This is a genomic window from Streptomyces sp. cg36 (genome assembly GCF_041080675.1).
Lineage (GTDB): Bacteria > Actinomycetota > Actinomycetes > Streptomycetales > Streptomycetaceae > Streptomyces.
In genome coordinates this window covers 2,625,237-2,648,252 of record NZ_CP163520.1, presented here as the reverse complement: position 1 = coordinate 2,648,252, position 23,016 = coordinate 2,625,237, and the positions used below count along the sequence as shown (strand labels likewise).

Genomic DNA, 23,016 nt, shown 5'->3' with positions numbered 1-23,016 from the left:
GCACATGCGCGCGGTTGGCCGGGAGTGGGGGGCACGCGGCGGCGCTCAGGCCAGCAGCCCGGAGCTCCGCCACAGGCGCCGGCCCACGCCCTGCAGCACGCCTATGTCGTCCAGGAAGTCGGTGAGCCGGCGGGCGCCGTTCTGCATCACCTCGCGGCGGTGGCCGCTCGCCTTGACCTGGGCGACGGCCTCGTGGCGGTCCAGGCCCACGTTCTCGTACACCTTGGGGTTGACGAAGCAGATGGAGAAGACGCGGGCCGCCTGGCCGCAGCTGACCCGGGTCAGCTCGCGCTCCCAGGAGGGGGCGGTGACCATCTGGCGGCGCAACTCCTCGCGCGCGTACCGGACATGGCGGGCCTCCTCCACGACGTGGATGCGGGTGACGCCGCGCATCAGGGTCTGCACCCGGTCGTCCGGGAAGGTGAGGCGCTGCATCCAGTCCAGGATCTCCTCGCCGAGCAGCGTCGCCGCGAACGAGCCGGGGGTGGTCGAGACGGTCTTCAGGACGCGCGCGAGGTTGTGGTAGAGCCGGGGGACGGGGTAGTCGGGGGAGCCGCTCTTCTTGATCATGCGGGCGAACATCATCGAGTGGCGGCACTCGTCCGCGATCTCGGTGAGGGCGTAGCGCACGTGGTTGCTGGTGACGGACTTGTCGTAGATGTGCCGCACCAGCAGCTGCATGAGGATGATCTCGAACCAGATGCCGAGCGAGCCGAGCGAGGCCGCCTCGTGGCGGGACAGCTCCTGGCGCTGCTCCTCGGACATCTTCCGCCACAGCGGGGTGTCGTAGAGGGAGAGCAGCTCCGGCGGCCAGAACCACTTGCCGTCCTCGAACGGCGCCGCCCAGTCGAGTTCCTTGTCGGGGTCGAAGGAGTGCTTGGCGGACGACGCGAGGAGCCGCTCGGCGACCTCCTCGCGGCCCCTGAGCAGGCCGAGCGCGTCGCGCAGCAGTTCGCTTTCGGTGACGGTCGTCATGGCTGGTGGCACCTCGGGTGGGGTCGGTTCCGGCCGGTCCGCGACCGGCCGGGGCGGTCTCCCGGCGGGAGTTACCGGCGGTCGCCTCTTATGAGACTGCTTGTCAGCAAGCTCGTCAATCCCTTGGGACCGACTTGTTGACCCGGCGTCTACCAACGTGTGAGCCTGCCAGGGAACCGGCGGTGTAACGGGCAGTCAGGTGTTACCGCGAGGCGAAGGAGCCGCACGTGTCGACGCAGGACCTGTATGTGAACGGCCCGCACGATCCCCTCTGGACGGTCCCGGCGACCGGGGCCGCCCGCTTCAGCTGGGAGTACGACGACGGCAGAGAACGTCTCCTCGCCCTCTACCAGAAGGGCAAGGACAAGCAGTGGGACGGTGCCAAGCGCATCGACTGGGCCCTGGAGGTCGACCCGTACGACCCGCTGGGCACCCCCGACGAGGCCATGACCCTCTACGGCACCCGCTACTGGTCCAGGATGACCGAGAAGGACAAGGGCGAGCTGCGCAAGCACTACACCGCGTGGCAGTTCAGCCAGTTCCTCCACGGCGAGCAGGGCGCGATGGTGTGCGCGGCGCGGATCGTGGAGTCGGTGCCGGACCTGGACGCCAAGTTCTACTCCGCCACCCAGACCATGGACGAGGCCCGGCACGCCGAGATCTACGGCCGGTTCCTGCACGAGAAGATCGGGATGCTCTACCCGGTCAACGACAACCTCCAGAGCCTGCTGGGCGACACCCTGCGCGACTCCCGCTGGGACATGCCCTACCTCGGCATGCAGGTCCTCATCGAGGGGCTCGCGCTCGCCGCGTTCGGCATGATCCGCGACACCACCGACAAGCCGCTGCCCAAGCAGATCCTCGCGTACGTGATGCAGGACGAGGCCCGGCACGTGGCCTTCGGGCGGATGGCCCTGCGCGACTACTACAAGCAGCTCGGCGACGCGGAGCTGCGCGAGCGCGAGGAATTCGTCATCGAGGGCTGCTACTTGATGCGCGACCGGCTGCGCGGGGTGGAGGTGCTGGAGAACTTCGGCGTCCCCAAGGCGGAGGCCGAGCGGTTCTCGGAGCAGAACGAGTTCCTGCACCTGTTCCGCAAGCTCCTGTTCAGCCGGATCGTCCCCTGTGTCAAGGACATCGGCCTGTGGGGCAAGCGCCTCCAGCAGGCCTACGTGGACATGGGCGTACTCGAACTGGGCGACTCCAACCTCGACCTGCTGATGGCCGAGGACGAGGAGATCGCCGAGCGCCTGGACCGCGAGCGGTTCGCCGAGGAGGAGACGGCGCGGGTGGCGGAGGTGGAGGCGGCGATCGCCCAGGGGGCGGCGGGCTGAGCCCGGCGGCGGCGCGCGGCCACCGCGCCGCGGGCCGTCCCGAGGGGGCGGCCCGGCAGGCCCGTTGGCGCCTTGCCGCCCCCGGTCGGCCCTACGGGACCGGTCAGCCCTTCAGCGCGGCCTCCATCACCGCCTTCGCGAGGGGGGCCGCGTCGCCGCCGCCGCTGATGTCGGCGCGGTTGGCCTCGGCGTCCTCGACCACCACCGCCACCGCCACGGCGGGCTGTCCCGCGTCGGGGGCCTGCGCCCAGGAGATGAACCAGGCGTAGGGCAGGCCGCGGTTGCCGACGCCGTTCTGGGCCGTGCCGGTCTTGCCGCCGACCCGGACGCCGGGGATCGCCGCGTTGGTGCCGGTGCCCTTCTCCACCACGTCCACCATCAGCTGCTGGAGCCGGACGGCGGTCGCCGGGCTCATCGCCTGGCCGTAGTCGTGGTGGTCCGGCTGGGCGACCGTGGTGCCGCGCCGGTCGGTGGAGCGCTCGACCAGATAGGGGCGGCGCAGCTCGCCGCCGTTGGCGACGGCCGCCGCCACCATCGCCATCTGCAGCGGGGTCGCCGTGGTGTCGAACTGGCCGATGGAGGAGAGCGCCAGCTGGTCGGGGCCCATCCTGGTGTCGAAGTTGGACTTGGCGACGGCGGACGGGATCCGCAGCCGGGGGTCGTTGAAGCCGAACCGGCCGACCGCCTCCAGCATCCCGGCGAGCCCCACCTTCACCCCCAGGTGCGCCATCACCGAGTTGCAGGAGACCACCACCGCGTAGGCGAGGGAGGCGTTGGCGCAGCCGCTCGCCTCGTTGGGCAGCGCGGTGCTGGTGCCCGGCAGGACGTACGGGTCGGGCGCGGTGGTCGGCGCGTCGGCGTCGGTGACGGCGCCCGCGTCCAGCGCCGCCGCCGCCGTCACGATCTTGAAGGTGGAGCCCGGGGGATAGGTCTGCCGGATCGCCCGGTTCAGCATCGGCTGGCGGGGATCCGCGTTCAGCGCCGACCAGGCGTCCTTCACCGCCCGCCCGGTCCCCGACAGCCGCCCCGGATCGTAGGAGGGGCTGCTGACCAGGGCCAGGACGCGGCCGGTGGACGGCTCCACGGCGGCGACCGCGCCCCGCCGCCCGGCGAGCCCGTCGAACGCGGCCCGCTGCACGCCCGCCCGGATGGTGGTGACCGCGTCCCCGCCCGGCTGGCGCTTGCGGGTGAGGCCGCCCCACAGCGGGGCGAGCAGGGGGGAGGTGCCGGACAGGACGGGGTCCTCGGCGCCCTCGACCAGCGACGCCCCGTACACCTGGGAGGCGTAGCCGGTCACCGGCGCGTACAGCGGGCCCTCGGTGTACGTGCGCTCGTACCGCAGCGCCTGCCCGCTGTCCCGGGAGCCGGTGACCGCGTCCCCGTCCACCAGGATGTCGCCGCGCGGCTGCTCGTAACGGGCCAGCAGGGTGCGGCGGTTGGCGGAGTTGGCGTTGAGCGCGTCGGCCTGGAAGACCTGGACGCGGGCCGCGTTGACGAGCAGCGCCGCCAGCAGGAGCAGGGCCAGGGCGGCGGCCCGGCGGATGCAGCGGGTCATCGGCTCTCCGTCCGAACGGGTACGGGCGCCCCGGCCGCGACGGCCGGCAGCGGGGCCCGGGCGCGGTCGCTGACCCGGATCAGCAGCGCCACGATGATCCAGTTGGTGACCACCGAGGAGCCGCCCTGGGCCAGGAACGGCATGGCCATGCCGGTCAGCGGGATCAGCCCGGTCACCCCGCCCGCGATCACGAACACCTGGAGGGCGAGGATCGAGGCGAGCCCCACCGCGAGCAGCCGCCCGAAGGGGTCGGTCAGCGCCAGCCCGGTCCGGTAGCCGCGCGCGATCAGCAGCGCGTACAGCAGGAACACGGCGGTCAGCCCCGCCAGGCCCAGCTCCTCGCCCGCCGTCGCCAGGATGAAGTCGGACTTGGCGGCGAACCCGATGAGGACGGAGTGGCCGGAGCCGAGACCGGTGCCGAACATGCCGCCCGCCGCGAAGGCGAAGAGCGACTGGGCCAGCTGGCCGGGGCCCTGGCCCGCTTCGATGGAGGCGAACGGGTGCAGCCAGTCCTCCACCCGGCCGTGCACATGCGGCTCGAACGAGCCGACCGCCGCCGCGCCGACCGCCGCCAGCAGCAGCCCGACCGCGATCCAGCCGGTGCGGCCGGTCGCCACGTACAGCATCACCACGAACAGGCCGAAGAAGAGCAGCGAGGTGCCCAGGTCGCGCTCCAGGACCAGTACGCCGACGCTGAGCAGCCAGATGGCCGCGATCGGGCCGAGCACCCGGCCGGTGGGCAGTTGCAGCCGCCACACCCGGCGGCCGGTATACGCCAGCGCGTTGCGGTTGGCCGCCAGATAGGCGGCGAAGAACAGCGCGAAGAGGATCTTGGCGAACTCGGCGGGCTGGAAGGAGAGCCCGCCCAGCCGGATCCAGATGCGGGCGCCGTTGACGGCGGGGAAGAGGACCGGCGCGACCATCAGGGCCAGCGCGGTGGCGGCGCACAGGTACGCGTACCGCTGGAGCACCCGGTGGTCGCGCACGGCCACCACGACCGCGATGAACAGGCCGACGCCGATCGTGGACCAGAGCAGCTGGGCGGAGGCGGCCCGGGTGTGCGGGGTCTCCAGGTCGAGCCGGTGGATCAGGACCAGGCCGAGCCCGTTGAGCAGGACCGCGATGGGCAGCAGCAGCGGGTCGGCGTAGGGGGCGCGGCGCCGGACCGCGAGATGGGCGAGCAGGGCGAGCAGCGCCAGCCCGGCGCCGTGGCGCAGCGCGTCGCGCGGCAGGGCGCCGCTCCTGGCGAGGCCGACCTCGGCGTATCCGTACCCCGCCACCAGCAGGGCGCCGACGAGCAGGGAGAGTTCGACGCCCCGGCGCCGGGGGAGCCGGAGGGCGGGCGGGGGCTCGTCCGCCGCCGTCGGTGCGGTCATGGACCGCAACGTAGCAAGCCGAGGCCCTTGTGTCCCTTTATGTCATAGTGTGCCGAGAAGTGGGGCTTTTGGCGGACCGTCATTCGCGGCCCCCGAGGAGTTCACGTCCGCGAAGACGTGGCTCCCCGGGGGATGCGCGGGGCGGGCCCGCGGCTCAGCACCAGCGCGGCGCCGCGCCGATGTTGTCGATGAAGGCCGCCGACGCCCAGGCCCAGGTGCCGTCCTCCAGGAGGTACCAGAGGTAGTTGCCCTCGACGCGCTCGCCGCGGGTCTTGCAGAAGATGTGCACGATCGACCCGTACCGCGCGATGCCCACCACCCGGCTGCCGCGGGTCGGCTTGTCCCGCAGCAGCAGGCCCGACTTGGCCGTCACCCGGCCCTTGTAGTCGTTGTGGGCGGACTCCTCGGCGGCGGCGGGACCGGCCGCCGCGAGCGCGGTGACGGTCGTGGCGGCCAGGACGAGGCCGAGCAGGGCGCGGGGGGAGCGGTGCGGCATGGGTGCCTCCTGGGGAAGTGGAGGACCGTGGGGGACGGCCCTTGGCTCGCCCCTCCGACGCTAGGTTCGCTCCTTGACGTACGCAAAGCGCTACGAGGGGGGAGTGCCGCCGGACGGGGGACGGCGGCGGGCCCGCGCCTCCCGCACCGGCCCGCCCTACGCCGGGCCGGGCTCCTCCGCGGCGCCTGACGAACCGTCGGCGTCCCGGTACTCCGGAAGGGTCAGCCAGGCGATCGCGCCGCCGTCCGGCGCGTTGGCGAACCGCAGCCGCGCCCCGAGCACCGCCGCCTGGCCGACCGCGATGGTCAGTCCGAGGCCGTGGCCCTTGCTGCCGCCCTCGGTGCGGAAGCGCTGCGGGCCGTGGTCCAGCAGGTACGCCGGGAAGCCGGCGCCGTGGTCCCGCACGGTCACCACCGGGCCGTCCACGGTCAGTTCGACCGGGGCGGCGCCGTGCTTGTGCGCGTTGCCGACGAGATTGGCCAGCACCCGCTCCAGACGCCGCTTGTCGGTCTCCACACAGGCGTCGCGGACCACCACGACCCGGGCCCCGGTCCCCGACCCGCGCACCACCCGCTCCACCAGCGGGCCCAGGTACTCCAGGTCCAGGTCGACGGTCTCGCTGCCCGCCTCCAGCCGGGAGATCTCCAGCAGGTCCTCGGTGAGCGAGCGCATCGCGCGCACCCGGTCGCGCACCAGCTCCGCGGGCCGCCCCTCGGGCAGCAGTTCGGCCGCCGCGTGCAGCCCGGTGAGCGGGGTGCGCAGCTCGTGCGCCACGTCCGCGGTGAAGCGCTGCTCGCTCAGCAGCTTGTTCTGGAGCGTCCCGGCCATGGTGTCGAGCGCCCCGGCGACCGTGGCCACCTCGTCCTGCGGGCGCGAGGGGTCCTTGGCCCGGGGGTCGTCGACCCGGGCGTCCAGGTCGCCCGCGCCGATCCGGCGGGCCACCGTGGCCGTCTGGTGCAGCCGCCGGGTGACCCGGGTGACGCCGAGGACGCCGACCAGCAGGGTGGCGCCGATGGCGAGGATGGACGAGCCGAGGATCGCCTGGTCCAGGCCGTTGATGGTGCGGGCGCCCTGGCTGTAGTCGATGGTGGCGGCTATCGCCCGCCCGTCCGCCGGGCCCGCCGCCCACATGGTGGGGCGCCCGCGCGCGTCGTCGGCGACGAGCGTGCCGCGCTGGCCGGAGACGGCGAGGGCGCGCAGCGACGGCGGCAGGCCCGTGAGGTCGACGCCGGTGCCGGGCGGCAGCGGCTCGCCCGCCTCGTAGGCGCGGGTGACCTCGGTGAGCCGGTCCAGGGCCTTGTCGCGGGCCTGGCCGACCGTCTGCCGGGTCACCGATACGTGGACGAGCACGCCGAGGAGCGCCGCGAGCGCGCAGCACATGACGGTGATGAAGACGGCGGCCTTCCAGGTGAGCGTCGCCGTCCAGCGGGGCCGCCTCATCGCCGGCCCGCCGAGGAGCTGGGGCGCGGGTGCGGGGCGGGCTTGGCGGAGCCCTGCGGCTCCACCCGGATGATCTCGTCGCGGGTCGGCAGCATCGCGCGCTGGTGGCCGTCCCAGGACCAGGCCGTGCGGTACTCGTAGCCGGGGATGCCCGCCGAGACCGAGTGCAGGATGATGTCCCGCCCGGCCAGCTCCACGCCGATGAGCTGGTCGGAGGTGGACATGATCCGGACCAGGCCGCCCTTGTCGGGCATGTAGCAGCGCACGGCCAGCTGCTGCTCGGGCATCTTGATGCCGAGGATCAGATCGTCCCTGCCGTCGCCGGTCACATCGCGGTAGTACGCCTTGAGCACCGGGCAGGCCCTGGGCTTCGACCCGCACTGATTCAACTGGCGAACCGTTTCCTCATAGAGTCCGTCGGCCCCGGTGTACTGATCGGGGTGGGCCCGCACCTCCGCCTGGACCACCGCCACCGGGTCCAGCCGGTGCACGTCGTCGCCGGGCACCTTCACCCCGGGCACCCGTTCCGTCTGGGTCTCGCCGTAGTCCAGCGGAGTGGTGGTCGGCTTGGGCAGATCGGGCCAGAGGTGGACCGGGCCGATCGCCGTGGGCGTCGCCCCGGCGCCCTCCAGGCCGCCCGCGTTGCCGCAGCCGCACAGCAGCCCGGACAGCGCGGCGGCCCCGGCGGCCAGCAGCAGGGCCGCGCGGGCGGGTCGGCGGTGGCGGGTCAAGGTGCTCCTGTCGTGCGGGCGGTTCCGTGCGGCCCGGGCCGCACGGCCCCGGGCCTGTGTCCCCCGGCTGCCGCCGGGCCTGCGAGCTACTTCGCCTTCATCAGATCCGCGTAGAAAATGATGTTGGCCGAACGGTGGCCGTTCCTGATCGGGCCTCCGCAGGTGATGAGGCGGAGTTCCGGACGGTCGGTCTTCCCATAAACCTTATTCGTTGGGAAGTCGGTTTTGTCCACTTGCTGAATTTCGCGGATCTTGAATACGGCCGTGGAGCCGTCCGCGCGGCCGACCTCGATCACATCCCCCACGTGCATCTTCTTCACCTCGCGCAGCAGCGCGGGACCCTTCGCCGTGTCGTAGTGCGCGACGATCACCGAAGCACCCCGCTCGCCCGGCGTGACGCTGCCGGTGTACCAGCCCGCCAGCTCCGCCTTGTCGACCGGCGGCACCTGGAGCTCCTGCTGGTCGTCGAGCCCGAGGCGCAGCACCGGACTCGCGTCGACCCCCGCCGACGGGATGACCACCCGGGTCGGCTCGGCGGCCTTCAGCGGACCCACCTGCTGGCGGGCCTGGGGGGTGGCCGTGGCGTTCCGCACGTTCACGTCCGGGGCCTTGGCGCCGGACGAGGAGCCGGAGCCGCACGCCAGCAGGCCGCCGCCGAGCGCCAGCGTGAGCGCGGAGGCGGCCGCGAGCCGCGCCGCGCGGCGCGGGCGGGGACGGGAGGGCGGGGAAACGGTCATGTCCACCACCGTAGGCGGCGGGTGTTGCGGACCCTTCCCGGATCTGTAACAGCTCCCCACATGCCCCGTCACCGGGCCATCACCGCTGGTAGGGGTTGTGCCCCTGGGCCTGGACCGGCTGCTGGTGGCCCGGCTGCGGCTGCCCCGGCTGCGGCCCGGCGGCCATCGCGAGCAGCTGCTCGGCCTGCTCCTTGGCGATCTGCTGCTCCAGCCCGCAGAACGTGCACTGCGTACGGAACTTCGTGGACACCGGGAAGAGCGGGACGAAGAACAGCGTGAACTTGGTGACGTACTTGCGCAGCCCGTGCGCGGCCGGGTTGCCGCAGTTCTGGCAGACGAGCGTCATCATGGCCAGCTGGTACAGATATCCCTTGGTGCCCCATATGAGCATCGGACTTCCCCTCCCGAGGCAAAGCGCGTGTGAGGCACGCACTATACGAGCCGCGATATTGCCCTGCGCGGGCGGTGCTGGTCCCATGGTCGTGGGGGTGATGCGGGATGTCGGGACTGCGGGTGACACCGGTCCACCGGCACGGCCGGGCACGGCTGTACGTGAGTCTTGCGGACGGGACGAACGCCGCCTGGTACGACAGGGAGAGCGGGCGGGTCAGCCTGCTCATCGAGGAGCGCCGGGAGGAGGTCCTCGCGGCGCTCGCGCCGTTCGTGACCGGTGACGTCAGCGTGGGCCCGCCCCCCGTGCCGACCGCCGCCGACCTGGCCCGGCTCTCCCTGCACCCGGACGACGACCTCGCCCCCAACCGGCCCGGCGAGGCGCTCCTGGCCGCCCTGGAGCGCCACGGCGAGCAGCGCCGCTTCCGCCAGGACCCGCGCCGCGCCGAGCTCGCCGCGCACGAGCGGGTGGGGGCTCAGCTGGACGCGCTGGAAGGGGCCGGGTGGCGGGTGCTGCACTCGGTGCCGCTGCCCGGGGAGGCCCGGCTCGACCACCTGCTGATCGGCCCGGCGGGCGTGCTGACCGTCCGTACGGTGGCCGCGGCCCGCCACCGGGTCCGGCTGGCCGACCCGCTGGTCACGGTCGGCCGCGCGGCCCCCCAGCCCCTGCTGCGCCGGGCCCGCCACGACGCCGAACGCGCCTCGCTGGCGCTCACGGCGGGCGTGCGGCCCCTGGTGGTGCTGGCCGGGGCGGACCGGGTCGACGGGGCCGGGCCGCACGACGTCCGGGTGGTGCGGGACACCGGACTCGCGGAGCTGGGGCGCCTCGGCGGCGTACTGAAGCCGGGCGACATCGAGGGCCTGTACTGGACGGCCCGCGACCGCAGGACGTGGCTGAAGGCGTGAGGTCCCGCGCGGGCGGACGCGACGAGGGGACGGCCTCCGGGCCGAGCCGGTCGCGGCGGGGTCGCGCGCGGACGGACGCGCACGCGCCCGGGCCGGGGTTCGCCGGTCCCGCGCGGGCACGGTCCCGCGCGGGCACGGTCCCGCGCGGGCACGGTCCCGCGCGGGCACGGGGTGTGCCGGACCCGCGCGCGGGCCCGCCCCCGGCTCAGGGCTCGCCCGGCCGCAGGCGCAGCACCGTCGTCACCGGGTGCCGCACCGTCCCGCGCTCCACCTCCGCCAGCAGCCGGCCCGGCTCCACCGGTACGTACGCCACCTCGCCCCAGCCCGGGGCGATCGCGGTGGGGGAGCCGGGCGCGGGGCGCAGTCCGGCCCGGCCCGCCTCCGCCCGCAGCGCCGGGGTGAGCGGGCTGGACACCGCCACCGCGTCGTCGCCCGGCAGGACCAGCACCAGCGCGGCCGGGCGCCGGGCCGGGCCCACGAACCCCACCACCGCCGCCTCCCAGGTGTCGGTGTGCCGCAGCTTGCGCCACAGCCGGGTGCCGCCCCGGTAGGGGGAGTCCGCGCGCTTGGCCACCAGCCCCTCGATACCGCTCGCGGGCAGGGTCTCGTACCAGGTGAGGGCCGTTTCCACGGAGTCCGTCGACGGCACCGGCTGGAGCGGCGGGCCGAGCGCGCCGAGCAGGGCCAGCAGCCGCGCGCGCCGCTCCTCGTACGGCCGGGCCCGTACGTCCTCGTCCCGGTCGGCCAGCACGTCGAAGGCGGCGTAGGAGGCGGGCAGCCGCTCGGCCAGCGGCCGGGCGCGGGCGGGAGTGGCCGCCGCCCGCCGCTGCACCGCCGCGAAGTCCGTGCGGCCCCCGGTCCACACCACCACCTCCCCGTCCAGCACGCACCCGGCGGGCACCGCGAGGGCCGCCGCCACCAGGTCCGGGAACGCGGCCGTCACGATCCGCCCGGACCGGGCCTGGAGCACCACCGCGCCGGCCTCCCGGAAGACCAGCATCCGGTGGCCGTCGAACTTCGGCTCGTACCTCCAGCCCGGCCCGCGCGGCAGCTCCCGCACCGACCGGGCCAGCGCCACCCGCACCGGCGGCCGGAGCGTCACGGCAGCCGCCCCGCCCGGTTGAGGTTGATCAGCGGGCCGAGCAGATCGCCGTCCCGGGCCAGCCTCGGCCCGATGTCACCCAGGAGGAACACCAGGTCGGAGGGGGAGCGGCAGCCCCCCACCTCGTCCCAGGACACGGGGGCGGACACGGTCGGGCGCTCCCTGGCCCGCAGGGTGTAGGGCGCCGCCGTCGTCTTCGCCGCCGAGTTCTGGCTGTGGTCGACGAACACCTTGCCGGGCCGCAGGTCGCGCGCCATGCGGTGGGTGACCAGCTCCGGCAGCGCGGCCTCGGCCTCCCGGGCCAGCGCCTTGGCGTACCGGGAGACGTGCTCGGAGGCGGTGGGCTCCAGCGGGACCAGCAGGTGCAGCCCCTTGGAGCCGGAGGTCTTGGCGTAGGCGTGCAGCCCGTCCGCCGTCAGCCGCTCCCGCAGCCACCCGGCCACCGCGCAGCACTCCACCACGCTCGCCGGGGCCCCCGGGTCGAGGTCGAAGACCATCCGGTCGGCCCGTGCGGGCGCCCCGGCCCGCCACTGCGGGGTGTGGAACTCCACCACCAGGTTGGCCGCCCACATCAGGGTCGCGAGGTCCGGGACCGTCACCTGGCGGGCCGCGCTGTCCCCGGAGCGCGGCACCGGGGCCGTCTTCACCCAGGAGGGCGTGCCGGGCGGCGGGTTCTTGGTGAAGAAGAGCTGACCTGCGGGGCCGTCCGGATAGCGCAGGAAGGACACCGGGCGGTCGTGCAGATGGGCCAGGAGGGCGCCCGCGACGGAGGCGTAGTAGTGCAGGACCTCGCCCTTGGTGGTGCCGGTCGCCGGATAGAGGACCTTCTCCAGCCGGGAGAGCGCGATCCGCCGCCCCTCCACCCAGGTGATCGGCGTCATAGGATGAGAATCCCACTATTCCTGGCGAAAAGGATGAAGCGTGCGATCCATATGGAACGGTGCGATCTCCTTCGGGCTGGTCAGCATCCCGATCAAGCTCGTGAACGCCACCGAGAGCCACTCGATCTCGTTCCGCCAGATCCACACGGCGGACGGCGGCCGGGTCCGCTACCGCAAGGTGTGCGAGCTCGACGGCGAGGAGCTGGACGCCGCGGAGATCGGCAAGGCGTACGAGGACGCCGACGGCTCGCTGATCCCGATCACCGACCAGGACCTGGCCGCACTGCCGCTGCCCACCGCCAGGACCATCGAGATCGTCGCCTTCGTCCCGGCCGACTCCATCGACCCGCTCCAGATCGACGCGGCGTACTACCTGAGCGCCAACGGGGTGCCGGCCGCCAAGCCGTACACCCTGCTCAGGGAGGCGCTCAAGCGCAGCCGGAAGGTGGCCGTCGCCAAGTTCGCGCTGCGCGGCCGGGAGCGGCTCGGGATGCTGCGGGTGGTGGACGACGTCATCGCGATGCACGGGCTGCTGTGGCCGGACGAGATCCGCGCCCCCGAGGGCGTCGCCCCCGACACCGACGTACGGGTGCGCGACGCCGAACTCGACCTGGCCGACGCCCTGATGGACACGCTCGGCGAGGTCGACGTGGAGTCGCTGCACGACGACTACCGGGAGGCGGTGGAGGCGCTGATCGCCTCCAAGGCGGACGGCGCGCTGCCCCCGGCCGAGGCTCCGGCGGCGGCGGGCGGCGGCCAGGTCATCGATCTGATGGCGGCGCTGGAGAGCAGTGTGCGCGCGGCCCGGCGGGCGCGCGGCGAGGAGGCGGAACCGGCGGAGGCCACCGAGGCGGAGGTCACCGAGCTGAAGCCGCGCGGGACCGCCGCGAAGAAGGGGGCGAAGGCGCCCGCGAAGACGGCCAAGTCCGCCAAGTCGGCCCCGAAGTCCGCCACTTCACCGGCGAAGGCGCGGTCGAGGACGCGGACGGCGGGGTCCGGGACCACGGCCACCAAGACCACCTCCACCAGGAGCGCACCGGCCGGGGCGACGGCCGGGGCCACCGCCAAGTCCACCTCCGCCGCCAAGAAGTCGGCCGCCTCCCCGAAGGCGTCCGGGGCGAAGAAGTCCACCGCCACGACGGCGAAGAAGACGGCCAAGAAGGCGGCTCCCCGCAAGCGCGCCTCGGCCTGAAGGGCCGCGGCGCTCCCGCGGGGAGCCGGGTCGGAGCGGTCGTGGGACCCGCCCCGTCAGGCGCTGCCGCTGCGGGCCACCGGCTCGCCGAGCGCCGCGAGTTCGGCGTCCAGGTCGCGCGCGTGCACCTCGCGGGGCAGCGCGAACATGCCGAGCGCCACCAGGACCAGGATGCCGACCCCGTACCAGAGGCTGAGGTCGAAGCTCTTGACGAAGTTGTGGCTCACCGCCGCCTGGCCCTGCTTGGTCAGGATCGGCTGGACCTTGTCCGCGCCCGGGACCGAGGAGGGCAGGCAGCTGGCCGGGACCTTGGTCGGGTCGGACTCGGCGGAGCGGTCGTGCACACAGGCCCGGAAGCCCTTGACGATGTCGTCGACGCCGTTCGCCGGGACCCCGGCGGCCACCAGCTCCTGGCGCAGCTGCGGCGTCACCTTGTCCACGCCGTGGCCGGAGTCGCTGGAGAGGTGGCCGAAGAAGAGCACCCCGACCAGGGCGACGCCGAGCGCCATGCCGACCTGCTGGGTGGTGCCGAGCAGACCGGAGGCCGAACCCGCGTCCTTGGCGGGCACCTTGGTGAGGATCGCGTCGATCATCGGCGCCACCACCAGGCCGAAGCCGAAGCCGGTGACCACCAGCGGCGCGATCATCTGCCAGGACGGGATGCCCGGTCCGTAGTGGTGGGCGACGAGGATGTACGCGGCGAAGCCCAGCGCGTTCAGGAGCGCCCCGCCGATCAGGGTGAGGCGGCCGATGCGCGGGGTGAACACCTCGACCGCGAGGCCGGAGCCGGCCGCGGCACCGACGGCGAAGGCCGCGCCCGTCAGACCGGCGCGCATCGGCGACCAGCCCAGACCCAGCTGCATGTACAGCGTCCACACCAGGAAGAAGCCGCCCAGCGCGATCCAGAACAGCGTCCACACCAGCATGCCCGCGGTGAACGCCCGCTCCTTGAAGAGGCTGAGCACCACCAGCGGCGATCCCACGGTCCGGGTGCGGTGGCGCTCGAAGGCGACGAGGATGCCGAAGACCACGACGGAGCCCGCCATCAGCGCGTACGTCCAGGCCGGCCAGCCCAGGGTGCGGCCCTCGGCGAGCGGATAGACCAGCATCAGGATGCCGGAGACGGCGATGACCACGCCGATGGGATCGAGCTTGGGCGCGGCGGCCGACTTGGACTCGCCCACGTAGAACCAGGCGGCGATCAGCGCGCCGATGCCGACCGGGATGTTGACCAGGAAGATCGGGCGCCACTCCAGGTCGGCGATGTTCGCGTCGACCAGCACGCCGCCCACGATCAGGCCCGCCACGGACGCGGAGCCGAGGACGCCGCCCCAGATGCCGAGCACCTTGCCGCGCTCCTCGGACGGGAACGTGACGTGGATGATCGCCAGGATCTGCGGGACCATCAGACCGGCCATGGCGCCCTGGAAGAACCGCGCGCCGATCAGCATGCCGGGCCCGCTCGCCACACCGCACAGCGTCGAGGCGATGGTGAAGCCCGCCACGCCGATCAGGAACATCTTCTTGCGGCCGTAGATGTCCCCGAGCCGGCCGCCGGTGATCAGCAGGGCCGCGAAGCCCAGCACGTACCCGGCCACGACCCATTCGATCTGGGTGTAGTCGGCGTGCAGGTCCTTCTGGATGCTCGGGATGACGACGTTGACGATGGTCACGTCGAGCATGTCCATGAACCCGGCGACCAGGACGATGATGAGGGCGAGCCAGCGGCGCGGGTCGAGCGTCGGCGCTTCGCCGGACGCGTCCCCCGCACGGCTTCCGCCGGGCGTGTCGGCTCCGGCGTGCGTGTCGTGAGTCATGGCGTTTCTACCTCTGGCCGATCGTGGTGACCGAGGCCGTCCCAGCCCGGTCGTGACGGATGGAGCGTGAAGGGATGCGTGCCATTCGTGGATCTCCTTGCCGTGGCGGCAGGAAAAAGTGCGTCACCAGGAAGACGAGGCAGGGCTGAGGGGTGTGACTTCTGGCAGGTCAGCCCGTGTCCGCCCGGGTCAGCCCGGGGGCACGCCGGCTCTCCCGCGCGGCGCGTGGCGAGGACCGCGCGGGGGCAGGCGGCAGCCCCGCCCGGCTGGATCGGCCTCGCGGGGCGGGGAGGGGGTGCGGGCGCCGGGTCCCGGTGGGGCCCGGACCGCCTAGGAGACGGGCTGGCCGGTGTGCTCGGCGAGGAGCCGCTGGGCCTCGGCGTCGGCCTGGCCCGCGGGGACGAGGACGCCCTCCGGGGTGAGGCGCAGCGGCTCGGTGCCCGCCATCCGCCAGTCGAACTTGGCGGCCAGCTCGAACAGGTCGGACTGGATCAGCGGGCCGCCCTTCTCGTGCTCGGCGGCGAGCGCGGTCGGGTGGTACAGCTCGTAGCCGCCCGGCAGGTGCAGGGTCAGGAAGTGGCAGCCGCCGGAGAGGGTGGTCGACCAGGTGTGCTCGGTGCCCTTGGAGATGTGCGCCATCCCGCCGGGGCCGAGCGTGGTCACCTCGCCGTCGATGTACATGACGAGCGTGCCCTCCAGGACGAAGTACGTCTCGTCGGACTCGGCGTGCGTGTGCAGCGGCGGTCCGGGCGTCGCGGCGGCTATCTCGCCTTCCACGAGGGCGGCGGCCCCTTCGGTGGCGCCGCTCGGCAGGACGATTTCAAAGCCGCGGCGGCCGGCGGGGCGGTCCTCGGGGAGGATGATGGTCGTCATGAATGCCTCTCTGGCTTGAATTCGTATCAAGGCGTTATGGGTTTAGCACGGGACGGCGGGTGCGGGTCAAGCATCGCTCAACTTGCCCGCCGGGCAGGGCTCCAGCGGCGCTCAGGTCTTTGGACGGCCGCTGAACTGGGGCTGTGGCAATCCTGTGTGCGACCCCGGGAATTCCGCAGTTGCACACTTGTGGATATCCATGGTTGCCGGGTCAACGAAATTGTCGGGAGTGTGTGGAGGGGCAAAGAAAAAGACACGGACCCGTTATGGTCCGTGTCCTTTTCCGGTACCTCTTCTTCCGGTAGCCCTTCCGCCGCCCCGGCCCCTTCCGGTGCCTCCCGCGCGGGCAGCGGGCGCCGGGTCCTCAGTGCCGCTCGGGGATCCGTACGTGCTCGGGGCGCGGCCCGTACCCGATCATCCGGGCGATCAGCATGCGCAGCGGCCGTACGTGCTCGGCGACCGCCAGGAAGCGCGGCGGCTTGGACTCGCGGGTGCCGTGCAGCGTCGGCGCGATCAGCTGGTTCTGCAGCAGGATCTGCATCCGCTGGATCGCCACGGCCGGGGGCAGCCGCCGCCGCTGCACCGCCGCCAGGTGCTCGGTGCCCACCACGCCCCGCCGCAGCGGCTCGGCCAGCAGATTGGCGGCGGCCACCGCGTCCTGGACCGCCACGTTGATCCCGAACCCGCCGACCGGCGACATCGCGTGCGCCGCGTCGCCGATGAAGAGCAGGCCCGGCCGGTACCAGCGCCGCAGCCGCTCGACGCGCACCTCCAGCATCCGGGCGTCCGAGAACTCGATCTTGTCCGGCCGGTCGCCCATCCACGGCAGCAGCTCGCGCACGCTCGCGCGCAGCGACTCGATGCCCTCGGCCCGCAGCTCCGCGTACCGGCCCTTGGGGATGACATAGGCGAACTGCCAGTACGTGTCCCGGCAGATCCCGATGAGCAGGCCCTGCTTGCCCATGCGGATGAAGGTGTCGGTCGGGTCGCTCTCCTCGCGCGGGATGCGGAACCACAGGTCGTCCATCGGCGCCCCGAACGCCTGCGGCACCAGCCCGGCCGGGCGGCGCAGGACCGAGTCGCGGCCGTCGGCGGCGACGGTGAGCACCGCGCGCAGCTCGTGCTCGCCGTCGGCGTCCCGGTAGCGCACGCCCTCGGCCCGGTCGCCCGCCCGGATCAGACCGTGCACCTCCGCGCCCATCTTCAGATGGAAGTGCGGGTACTTGGCGGCCTCCTCGGCCAGCAGGCTGAGGAAGTCCCACTGCGGCACGAACGCGATGTACGGGTAGGTGCCCGACAGCAGGCGCTGGTCGGCGACGAGCACGTCACGGGTGTCGGTGACCATGTTGATCCCCGGCGTGGTGCGGTGCGGAAGCGCCAGGAACCGTTCGGCCAGGCCGAGTTCGGCCAGCACGTCGAGGGTGGAGGGGTGGATCGTGTCGCCCCGGAAGTCCCGCAGGAAGTCCTGGTGCTTCTCCAGGACGGTGACCTCGATGCCCGCCCGGGCCAGCAGCAGGCCCAGCATGGCGCCGGCCGGACCGCCTCCGACAATGCAGCAGGTGGTTGTCTCGGTTCCCATTCGTGCCACCTCGGCGTCGCGCAGTGATGTGTCCTGATTCGATCCCGGCGAGCATGCCCCACGGGTGCACCCGGTGCCAAGGTCGTTCGGGACCGGACGCGGGGTCAGTTTCCGTATGCCGGAAGAGAATTGACGCATGCTCAGGGGAATCCGACGGAGCGGGAGGCTCCGTTCACCAGGTCTGGCCGCCCTGCTGGCGGGTGGCCGCGTTCAGCCGGTTGTAGAAGTTGCTCACGCCTATCCACAGCACGAGCGCCGCCAGCGGCTTCTCGTCGTAGTGGCGGGCCGCCTCGGACCAGACGTGGTCGGGGACCGGCTCGTCGCGGTCGTTGAGGCGGGTGACGGACTCGGTGAGGGCGAGCGCGGCCCGCTCGGCGTCCGTGAAGTACGGCGTCTCGCGCCAGGCGGCCACCGCGAACAGGCGCTCCGCGCTCTCGCCGCCCTTCATCGCGTACCGGGTGCCCGAGTCGACGCAGGCGCTGCATCCGTTGATCTGGCTGGCGCGCAGATGGACGAGGTGCATCGTGGTGGCGGGGACTCCGGCGCTGTGGGTCGCCTTCTGCAGTCCGCGAACGGCCTCCATCGCCCCCGGGACGAGCGTCGCCGGGCTCGGCATCCGTGCTTCCATGGCTGTACTCCTGGCTGCCACTCGGTCGGTGGCGTGGACTGCGACTGTCATGGAGTTGACGAAACCGGACAGAAAAGTGTGACGCGCACGTGGACAGCCCGGCGTGTCGCCCCGCCCGGCCCGCCCCGGGGCCCGGGGATCACTCCAGCCCCGACACCCGGAACACGGCGAGAGCGCTCTCGCGCTCGACCCGGGCCGAGACCTGGCGCAGCGCCGTCTCCCCGCAGCGCAGGGTGGCGCGCGCCACGCTCGTACGGGCGTCGGCGTCCAGGACGTGCCACAGCGGCGGGTTCGCCACCAGGACGCGGGGGTCGAGCTCGGCCCGGCCGCCGTCCGCGTCGCGCAGGACGAGGCGCCGGCTCACCCCGTCCGACCAGCGCACCGAAACCAGCCGGTCGGTGCGGACGCGCCGGGTGCGCAGCAGCCCGCGCACGGTCAGCAGGCCGGGCCCGGCCGAGACCCGCACCGGCCACAGCACCACCAGCAGCAGCCCGGCCAGCCCCGCCCACAGCACGCCCCGCCAGGGGGTGAGGGTGCCCGCGCCGAAGTCGATCAGCAGCAGCAGACCCAGCAGGGTGCCCGCGCAGCCGCACGCCGAGCGCGCCTCACCCGCCCAGGTGCGGTCGTGGGCGGCGGCCGAGGGCGGCCGGGCGGTCAGGGCGGCACTGCCCGCCGCGGTACGGGGGGTCCGTCGTCCCATGGCTCTCATGCCCGTGAAGCTAGGCGCGCGGCCCGCCCGCCCCGGCGCTCGTTGACGAACCGTTGACGGCGCCCGGTGAGTCTTGACGGCGGCCATATGCGTTTCCGCACGCGGCCCTGACGCGGCGGCCCCGCCGGGGCCCGCCGGGAGCCCGGCACCGGCGGAATTCGGCTGCGGGCCGGTATCGGCCGAGCCGCGCGTATGAAAGGCGTCAAGGACCAGCCGGGAGCCGTATGGGGGCCGTCAACGGCGCGTGCGGAGCGCGCAACGGGGGGTTTGCTCTGAGGGTCCGCTCATTTCCGGCTCGATTCCGGGCCTTTCCGTTTCAGGAGTTCGCGATGGCCGACGTGGCCTTCGTCGTCACCACGCTCGCGGTTTTCGCGTTGGTGGCGCTCATTGCCAAGGGGGTGGCGAAGCTGTGACTGCCGAGAACATCGTCGGTCTGATCGTGGCCGTCGCCCTGCTGGGTTACCTCGTCCTCGCCCTCGTGTTCCCGGAGAGGTTCTGAGTCCCGCGATGTCTCCCGTTCTCTCCGGTGTGCTCCAGTTCGCCGCGCTGGCCGCGGCCCTGGCGCTCTCCTACCGTCCGCTGGGCGACTACATGGCCCGCGTCTACTCCTCCGACAAGCATCTGCGGGTCGAGAAGTGGATTTACAAGGCCGTGGGTGCCAACCCGAACACCGAGATGCGCTGGCCCGCGTATCTGCGCGGAGTGCTCGCGTTCTCGGTGGTGAGCGTCCTCTTCCTGTATCTGCTCCAGCGCCTGCAGGGGCATCTGCCGGGCTCGCTGGGCTTCGTGTCGATCCCGCCGGACCAGGCGTTCAACACGGCGGCCTCGTTCGTGGCGAACACCAACTGGCAGTCGTACTCGGGCGAGCAGTCGATGGGCCACATCGTGCAGACCGGTGGTCTGGCGGTGCAGAACTTCGTGTCGGCCGCCGTCGGCATCGCCGTCGCGGTCGCCCTCGTACGCGGCTTCGCCCGCTCCCGCACCGGTGAGCTGGGCAACTTCTGGTCCGACCTGGTGCGCGGCACCGTCCGCATCCTGCTGCCGATCTCGGTGGTCGGCGCGCTGGTCCTGGTCGCCTGCGGCGCCATCCAGAACTTCGCCGGGATCCATGAGGTGGGCCAGTTCATGGGCGGCTCGCAGCAGTGGAACGGCGGGGCGGTGGCCTCGCAGGAGGTCATCAAGGAGCTGGGCACGAACGGCGGCGGTTACTTCAACGCCAACTCGGCCCACCCGTTCGAGAACCCCAACGGGATCTCGAACCTGTTCGAGATCTTCCTGATCCTGGTGATCCCGTTCGCGCTGACCCGCACGTTCGGAAAGATGGTCGGGAGCGTCAAGCAGGGGTACGCGATCCTGGCGACGATGGTCACCATCTGGGTCGGGTTCACGGCGTTGATGATGTGGACCGAATTCGCCCACCACGGACCCGCGTTCGATGTGGCGGGCGGCGCGATGGAAGGAAAGGAGACTCGCTTCGGCATCAGCGGCTCCGCGATCTTCTCGGTCGCCACCACGCTGACGTCCACGGGCGCGGTCAACTCCTTCCACGACTCGTACACCGGCTTCGGCGGCGGAATCCAGCTCCTGGGGATGCAGCTGGGCGAGATCGCGCCGGGTGGTACCGGTTCGGGTCTGTACGGAATGCTGGTCATGGCGATCATCGCGGTGTTCATCGCGGGTCTGATGGTCGGCCGTACGCCGGAGTACCTGGGCAAGAAGATCGGCACGCGCGAGATCAAGTTCGCGGCCTGCTACATCCTGATCACCCCGGCGCTGGTGCTGGTGTTCACGGCGATCGCGATGTCCCTGGACTCGACCGGCGCTTCGATGACGAACTCGGGGGCGCACGGTTTCTCCGAGGTGCTGTACGCGTACACCTCGGGCGCCAACAACAACGGCTCCGCCTTCGGCGGGCTGAACGCCAACACCGAGTGGTTCAACACCTCCATCGGACTGGCGATGCTGCTGGGCCGGTTCCTGCCGATGGTGTTCGTGCTGGCGCTGGCGGGCTCGCTGGCGGAGCAGAAGCCGATCCCGGAGACGGCGGGCACGCTGCGCACCAACAAGCCGCTGTTCACGGGCCTGTTGGTGGGCACGATCCTGATCGTCACCGGTCTGACCTACTTCCCGGCGCTCGCGCTGGGCCCGCTGGCGGAGGGGCTGGCGTCATGAGCACTGAACTGAAGCAACAGGACGCGGCCCCGACCCGGGCACCGCACAGCGACGTACCCTCCGGGCACAAGCCCGAGGGCGGCAAGGTCGGCGGGGGTCTGTTCGACCCGAAGCAGCTGGTCAGGTCGTTCCCGGACGCGGTCAGGAAGCTCGACCCGCGGGTGATGGTCAAGTCGCCCGTCATGTTCGTGGTGGAGATCGGCTCGGTGCTGACCACGGTCCTCGCGGTCAAGGACCCGGGGAACTGGTTCGGCTGGGCGATCGCGGGCTGGCTCTGGCTGACCACGATCTTCGCCAACCTGGCGGAGGCGGTCGCGGAGGGCCGGGGCAAGGCGCAGGCCGACACCCTGCGCAAGGCCAAGACCGACACGGTGGCCCGGCGCCTGTCCGAGGACGGCCGTACGGAGGAGCGCGTACCGGGGACGGAGCTGCGCATCGGCGACCTGGTGGTCTGCGAGGCGGGCGACGTCATCCCCGGCGACGGTGACGTGGTCGAGGGCGTCGCGTCCGTCGACGAGTCGGCGATCACGGGTGAGTCCGCTCCCGTCATCCGCGAGTCCGGCGGCGACCGGAGCGCGGTGACGGGCGGCACGAAGGTCCTGTCGGACCGGGTCGTCATCAAGATCACGACGAAGCCGGGCGAGACGTTCATCGACCGGATGATCAACCTGGTCGAGGGCGCGGCACGGCAGAAGACGCCGAACGAGATCGCCCTGAACATCCTGCTGGCCTCGCTGACGATCGTGTTCCTGCTGGCGGTCGTCACGCTCCAGCCGTTCGCGAAGTACGCGGGCGCCGAGCAGTCCATGATCGTGCTGGCCGCACTCCTCGTGTGCCTGATCCCGACCACGATCGGGGCGCTGCTCTCGGCGATCGGCATCGCGGGCATGGACCGCCTGGTCCAGCGCAACGTCCTGGCGATGTCGGGCCGGGCGGTGGAGGCGGCCGGTGACGTCTCCACGCTGCTGCTCGACAAGACCGGCACCATCACCCTGGGCAACCGCCAGGCGTCCGAGTTCGTGCCCGTAGCCGGGACGACCGAGGCAGAGGTGGCGGACGCCGCCCAGCTCTCCTCGCTGGCCGACGAGACGCCCGAGGGGCGCTCGATCGTGGTCCTGGCGAAGGAGAAGTACGGGCTGCGCGAGCGCCACCAGGGCGAGCTGAGCGGCGCGGAGTGGATCGCGTTCACGGCGCAGACCCGGATGTCGGGCGTGGACGTGGACGGCCGCAAGGTCCGCAAGGGGGCCACGGGTTCGGTGGTCGCCTGGGTGAAGGAGCGGGGCGGCAGTGTCTCGGAGGATGCCCAGGCGCTCACCGACCGGATTTCCCAGGCTGGTGGCACGCCGCTGCTGGTGGCTGTGGAGGACATGGACGGGGCGCGGGTCCTGGGGGTGATCCACCTCAAGGACGTGGTCAAGGAGGGCATGCGCGAGCGGTTCGACGAGCTGCGCCGGATGGGCATCAAGACGGTCATGATCACGGGTGACAACCCGCTGACCGCGAAGGCCATCGCCGAGGAGGCCGGCGTCGACGACTTCCTCGCCGAGGCCACGCCCGAGGACAAGATGGCGCTGATCAAGCGGGAGCAGGCGGGCGGCAAGCTGGTCGCGATGACGGGCGACGGCACCAACGACGCCCCCGCGCTCGCCCAGGCCGACGTCGGCGTCGCGATGAACACCGGCACGTCGGCCGCCAAGGAGGCCGGCAACATGGTCGACCTCGACTCCAACCCGACCAAGCTCATCGAGATCGTCGAGATCGGCAAGCAGCTCCTGATCACCCGAGGCGCGCTGACCACGTTCTCGATCGCCAACGACGTGGCGAAGTACTTCGCGATCATCCCGGCGATGTTCGCGGTGGTCTACCCGGGCCTGGACAAGCTCAACATCATGAGCCTGCACAGCCCCGAATCGGCGATCCTGTCCGCCGTCATCTTCAACGCGCTGATCATCATCGCCCTCGTCCCCCTCGCCCTGAAGGGCGTCCAGTACAAGCCCACCAGCGCCGACAAGATGCTCCGCCGCAACCTCGGCATCTACGGCCTCGGCGGCCTCGTCGCGCCCTTCATCGGCATCAAGCTCATCGACCTCCTCATCTCCCTCATCCCCGGAATCGGCTGAGAC

22 protein-coding genes are annotated in these 23,016 nt (G+C 72.3%); 7 read left to right on the top strand and 15 right to left on the bottom strand.

The genetic code is table 11. The features are described from left to right. Nucleotides 1-45: 45 nt before the first annotated feature. The gene (locus tag AB5J87_RS11635; protein WP_369376359.1) at nt 46-975 is read right to left on the bottom strand and encodes a diiron oxygenase; all 930 of its coding nucleotides are present in this window, start codon (nt 973-975) and stop codon (nt 46-48) included. Between the two features lie 227 nt (nt 976-1,202). On the opposite strand from AB5J87_RS11635, the gene AB5J87_RS11630 reads away from it, so the two are divergent. Then, the gene (locus tag AB5J87_RS11630) at nt 1,203-2,309 is read left to right on the top strand and encodes a ferritin-like domain-containing protein (RefSeq protein ID WP_369376358.1); all 1,107 of its coding nucleotides are present in this window, start codon (nt 1,203-1,205) and stop codon (nt 2,307-2,309) included. A gap of 103 nt (nt 2,310-2,412) precedes the next feature. Here AB5J87_RS11630 and AB5J87_RS11625 read toward each other — a convergent pair whose 3' ends face one another. From AB5J87_RS11625 to AB5J87_RS11595, 7 genes are all read right to left on the bottom strand, one after another. Next, nucleotides 2,413-3,864: a penicillin-binding transpeptidase domain-containing protein gene (locus tag AB5J87_RS11625; RefSeq protein ID WP_369376357.1), complete on the bottom strand. Its 1,452-nt coding sequence runs from the start codon at nt 3,862-3,864 to the stop codon at nt 2,413-2,415. Beyond that, nucleotides 3,861-5,240 (bottom strand): FtsW/RodA/SpoVE family cell cycle protein, encoded by a 1,380-nt coding sequence (locus AB5J87_RS11620; protein WP_369376356.1) that lies wholly within the window; start codon nt 5,238-5,240, stop codon nt 3,861-3,863. Before AB5J87_RS11620 ends, AB5J87_RS11625 begins: the two co-directional genes overlap by 4 nt. A gap of 154 nt (nt 5,241-5,394) precedes the next feature. After that, on the bottom strand, nt 5,395-5,736 hold the full coding sequence (locus AB5J87_RS11615) for an SH3 domain-containing protein (RefSeq protein WP_369376355.1): 342 nt from the start codon (nt 5,734-5,736) through the stop codon (nt 5,395-5,397). Nucleotides 5,737-5,892: 156 nt separating this feature from the next. After that, nucleotides 5,893-7,176 carry an ATP-binding protein gene (locus AB5J87_RS11610; RefSeq protein ID WP_369376354.1) on the bottom strand — a complete coding sequence of 428 codons (1,284 nt, stop codon included), beginning with the start codon at nt 7,174-7,176 and terminating at the stop codon, nt 5,893-5,895. Next, the gene (locus tag AB5J87_RS11605) at nt 7,173-7,907 is read right to left on the bottom strand and encodes a hypothetical protein (protein ID WP_369376353.1); all 735 of its coding nucleotides are present in this window, start codon (nt 7,905-7,907) and stop codon (nt 7,173-7,175) included. Before AB5J87_RS11605 ends, AB5J87_RS11610 begins: the two co-directional genes overlap by 4 nt. A gap of 86 nt (nt 7,908-7,993) precedes the next feature. After that, entirely contained in the window at nt 7,994-8,644 is a 651-nt protein-coding gene (locus AB5J87_RS11600) for a class F sortase (RefSeq protein ID WP_369376352.1), read from the bottom strand. Between the two features lie 79 nt (nt 8,645-8,723). Further along, nucleotides 8,724-9,035 (bottom strand): zinc-ribbon domain-containing protein, encoded by a 312-nt coding sequence (locus AB5J87_RS11595; protein ID WP_369376350.1) that lies wholly within the window; start codon nt 9,033-9,035, stop codon nt 8,724-8,726. Between the two features lie 107 nt (nt 9,036-9,142). Here AB5J87_RS11595 and AB5J87_RS11590 point away from each other — a divergent pair, with 107 nt between their 5' ends. Next, entirely contained in the window at nt 9,143-9,940 is a 798-nt protein-coding gene (locus AB5J87_RS11590) for a nuclease-related domain-containing protein (RefSeq protein ID WP_369376349.1), read from the top strand. Nucleotides 9,941-10,145: 205 nt separating this feature from the next. On the opposite strand, the gene AB5J87_RS11585 is transcribed toward AB5J87_RS11590, so the two are convergent. Both AB5J87_RS11585 and ligD read right to left on the bottom strand, forming a co-directional pair. After that, complete coding sequence (locus AB5J87_RS11585) at nt 10,146-11,042, bottom strand: ATP-dependent DNA ligase (protein ID WP_369376347.1); 897 nt, start codon at nt 11,040-11,042, stop codon at nt 10,146-10,148. Next, nucleotides 11,039-11,923: a non-homologous end-joining DNA ligase gene (ligD, locus tag AB5J87_RS11580; protein ID WP_369376345.1), complete on the bottom strand. Its 885-nt coding sequence runs from the start codon at nt 11,921-11,923 to the stop codon at nt 11,039-11,041. Before ligD ends, AB5J87_RS11585 begins: the two co-directional genes overlap by 4 nt. Nucleotides 11,924-11,963: 40 nt before the next feature. Between ligD and AB5J87_RS11575 the strand changes: the two genes are divergently transcribed. After that, complete coding sequence (locus AB5J87_RS11575; RefSeq protein ID WP_369376343.1) at nt 11,964-13,115, top strand: Ku protein; 1,152 nt, start codon at nt 11,964-11,966, stop codon at nt 13,113-13,115. A 56-nt stretch (nt 13,116-13,171) separates the two neighbouring features. On the opposite strand, the gene AB5J87_RS11570 is transcribed toward AB5J87_RS11575, so the two are convergent. The 5 genes from AB5J87_RS11570 to AB5J87_RS11550 form a co-directional block, all read right to left on the bottom strand. After that, nucleotides 13,172-14,932 carry an MFS transporter gene (locus AB5J87_RS11570; RefSeq protein WP_369376342.1) on the bottom strand — a complete coding sequence of 587 codons (1,761 nt, stop codon included), beginning with the start codon at nt 14,930-14,932 and terminating at the stop codon, nt 13,172-13,174. Nucleotides 14,933-15,262: 330 nt separating this feature from the next. Further along, nucleotides 15,263-15,805 (bottom strand): cupin domain-containing protein, encoded by a 543-nt coding sequence (locus AB5J87_RS11565; RefSeq protein WP_369376341.1) that lies wholly within the window; start codon nt 15,803-15,805, stop codon nt 15,263-15,265. A gap of 364 nt (nt 15,806-16,169) precedes the next feature. Then, complete coding sequence (locus AB5J87_RS11560) at nt 16,170-17,384, bottom strand: FAD-dependent oxidoreductase (RefSeq protein ID WP_369376340.1); 1,215 nt, start codon at nt 17,382-17,384, stop codon at nt 16,170-16,172. A gap of 172 nt (nt 17,385-17,556) precedes the next feature. Then, a complete protein-coding gene (locus tag AB5J87_RS11555) occupies nt 17,557-18,012 on the bottom strand; it encodes a carboxymuconolactone decarboxylase family protein (protein WP_369376339.1) in 456 nt (151 codons plus the stop codon). Between the two features lie 139 nt (nt 18,013-18,151). Then, entirely contained in the window at nt 18,152-18,721 is a 570-nt protein-coding gene (locus AB5J87_RS11550) for a hypothetical protein (protein ID WP_369376338.1), read from the bottom strand. 224 nt (nt 18,722-18,945) lie between these two features. On the opposite strand from AB5J87_RS11550, the gene AB5J87_RS11545 reads away from it, so the two are divergent. Genes AB5J87_RS11545 through kdpB form a run of 4 tightly spaced genes read left to right on the top strand, consistent with a single transcriptional unit; the run spans nt 18,946 to nt 23,013 of the window. Continuing rightward, a complete protein-coding gene (locus AB5J87_RS11545) occupies nt 18,946-19,134 on the top strand; it encodes a hypothetical protein (RefSeq protein WP_369376336.1) in 189 nt (62 codons plus the stop codon). After that, nucleotides 19,131-19,220: a K(+)-transporting ATPase subunit F gene (kdpF, locus tag AB5J87_RS11540; protein WP_055544543.1), complete on the top strand. Its 90-nt coding sequence runs from the start codon at nt 19,131-19,133 to the stop codon at nt 19,218-19,220. Before AB5J87_RS11545 ends, kdpF begins: the two co-directional genes overlap by 4 nt. Before the next feature lie 8 nt (nt 19,221-19,228). Then, nucleotides 19,229-20,893, top strand: coding sequence for a potassium-transporting ATPase subunit KdpA (gene kdpA, locus AB5J87_RS11535; RefSeq protein WP_369376335.1), 1,665 nt, complete (start codon nt 19,229-19,231; stop codon nt 20,891-20,893). Further along, entirely contained in the window at nt 20,890-23,013 is a 2,124-nt protein-coding gene (kdpB, locus tag AB5J87_RS11530; protein ID WP_369376333.1) for a potassium-transporting ATPase subunit KdpB, read from the top strand. Before kdpA ends, kdpB begins: the two co-directional genes overlap by 4 nt. The last annotated feature ends 3 nt before the right edge of the window (nt 23,014-23,016 follow it).

Excerpts from the sequence above, each read along its gene's own strand:
- AB5J87_RS11600 (WP_369376352.1), bottom strand. The coding sequence starts at position 8,644 with ATGACCGTTTCCCCGCCCTCCCGTCCCCGCCCGCGCCGCGCGGCGCGG.
- AB5J87_RS11555 (WP_369376339.1), bottom strand. The coding sequence starts at position 18,012 with ATGGAAGCACGGATGCCGAGCCCGGCGACGCTCGTCCCGGGGGCGATG.
- kdpA (WP_369376335.1), top strand. The coding sequence starts at position 19,229 with ATGTCTCCCGTTCTCTCCGGTGTGCTCCAGTTCGCCGCGCTGGCCGCG.
- AB5J87_RS11595 (WP_369376350.1), bottom strand. The coding sequence starts at position 9,035 with ATGCTCATATGGGGCACCAAGGGATATCTGTACCAGCTGGCCATGATG.
- AB5J87_RS11565 (WP_369376341.1), bottom strand. The coding sequence starts at position 15,805 with ATGACGACCATCATCCTCCCCGAGGACCGCCCCGCCGGCCGCCGCGGC.
- AB5J87_RS11560 (WP_369376340.1), bottom strand. The coding sequence starts at position 17,384 with ATGGGAACCGAGACAACCACCTGCTGCATTGTCGGAGGCGGTCCGGCC.
- ligD (WP_369376345.1), bottom strand. The coding sequence starts at position 11,923 with ATGACGCCGATCACCTGGGTGGAGGGGCGGCGGATCGCGCTCTCCCGG.
- AB5J87_RS11550 (WP_369376338.1), bottom strand. The coding sequence starts at position 18,721 with ATGAGAGCCATGGGACGACGGACCCCCCGTACCGCGGCGGGCAGTGCC.
- AB5J87_RS11590 (WP_369376349.1), top strand. The coding sequence starts at position 9,143 with ATGTCGGGACTGCGGGTGACACCGGTCCACCGGCACGGCCGGGCACGG.
- AB5J87_RS11610 (WP_369376354.1), bottom strand. The coding sequence starts at position 7,176 with ATGAGGCGGCCCCGCTGGACGGCGACGCTCACCTGGAAGGCCGCCGTC.
- AB5J87_RS11615 (WP_369376355.1), bottom strand. The coding sequence starts at position 5,736 with ATGCCGCACCGCTCCCCCCGCGCCCTGCTCGGCCTCGTCCTGGCCGCC.
- kdpB (WP_369376333.1), top strand. The coding sequence starts at position 20,890 with ATGAGCACTGAACTGAAGCAACAGGACGCGGCCCCGACCCGGGCACCG.
- AB5J87_RS11570 (WP_369376342.1), bottom strand. The coding sequence starts at position 14,932 with ATGACTCACGACACGCACGCCGGAGCCGACACGCCCGGCGGAAGCCGT.
- AB5J87_RS11635 (WP_369376359.1), bottom strand. The coding sequence starts at position 975 with ATGACGACCGTCACCGAAAGCGAACTGCTGCGCGACGCGCTCGGCCTG.
- AB5J87_RS11620 (WP_369376356.1), bottom strand. The coding sequence starts at position 5,240 with ATGACCGCACCGACGGCGGCGGACGAGCCCCCGCCCGCCCTCCGGCTC.
- AB5J87_RS11545 (WP_369376336.1), top strand. The coding sequence starts at position 18,946 with ATGGGGGCCGTCAACGGCGCGTGCGGAGCGCGCAACGGGGGGTTTGCT.
- AB5J87_RS11625 (WP_369376357.1), bottom strand. The coding sequence starts at position 3,864 with ATGACCCGCTGCATCCGCCGGGCCGCCGCCCTGGCCCTGCTCCTGCTG.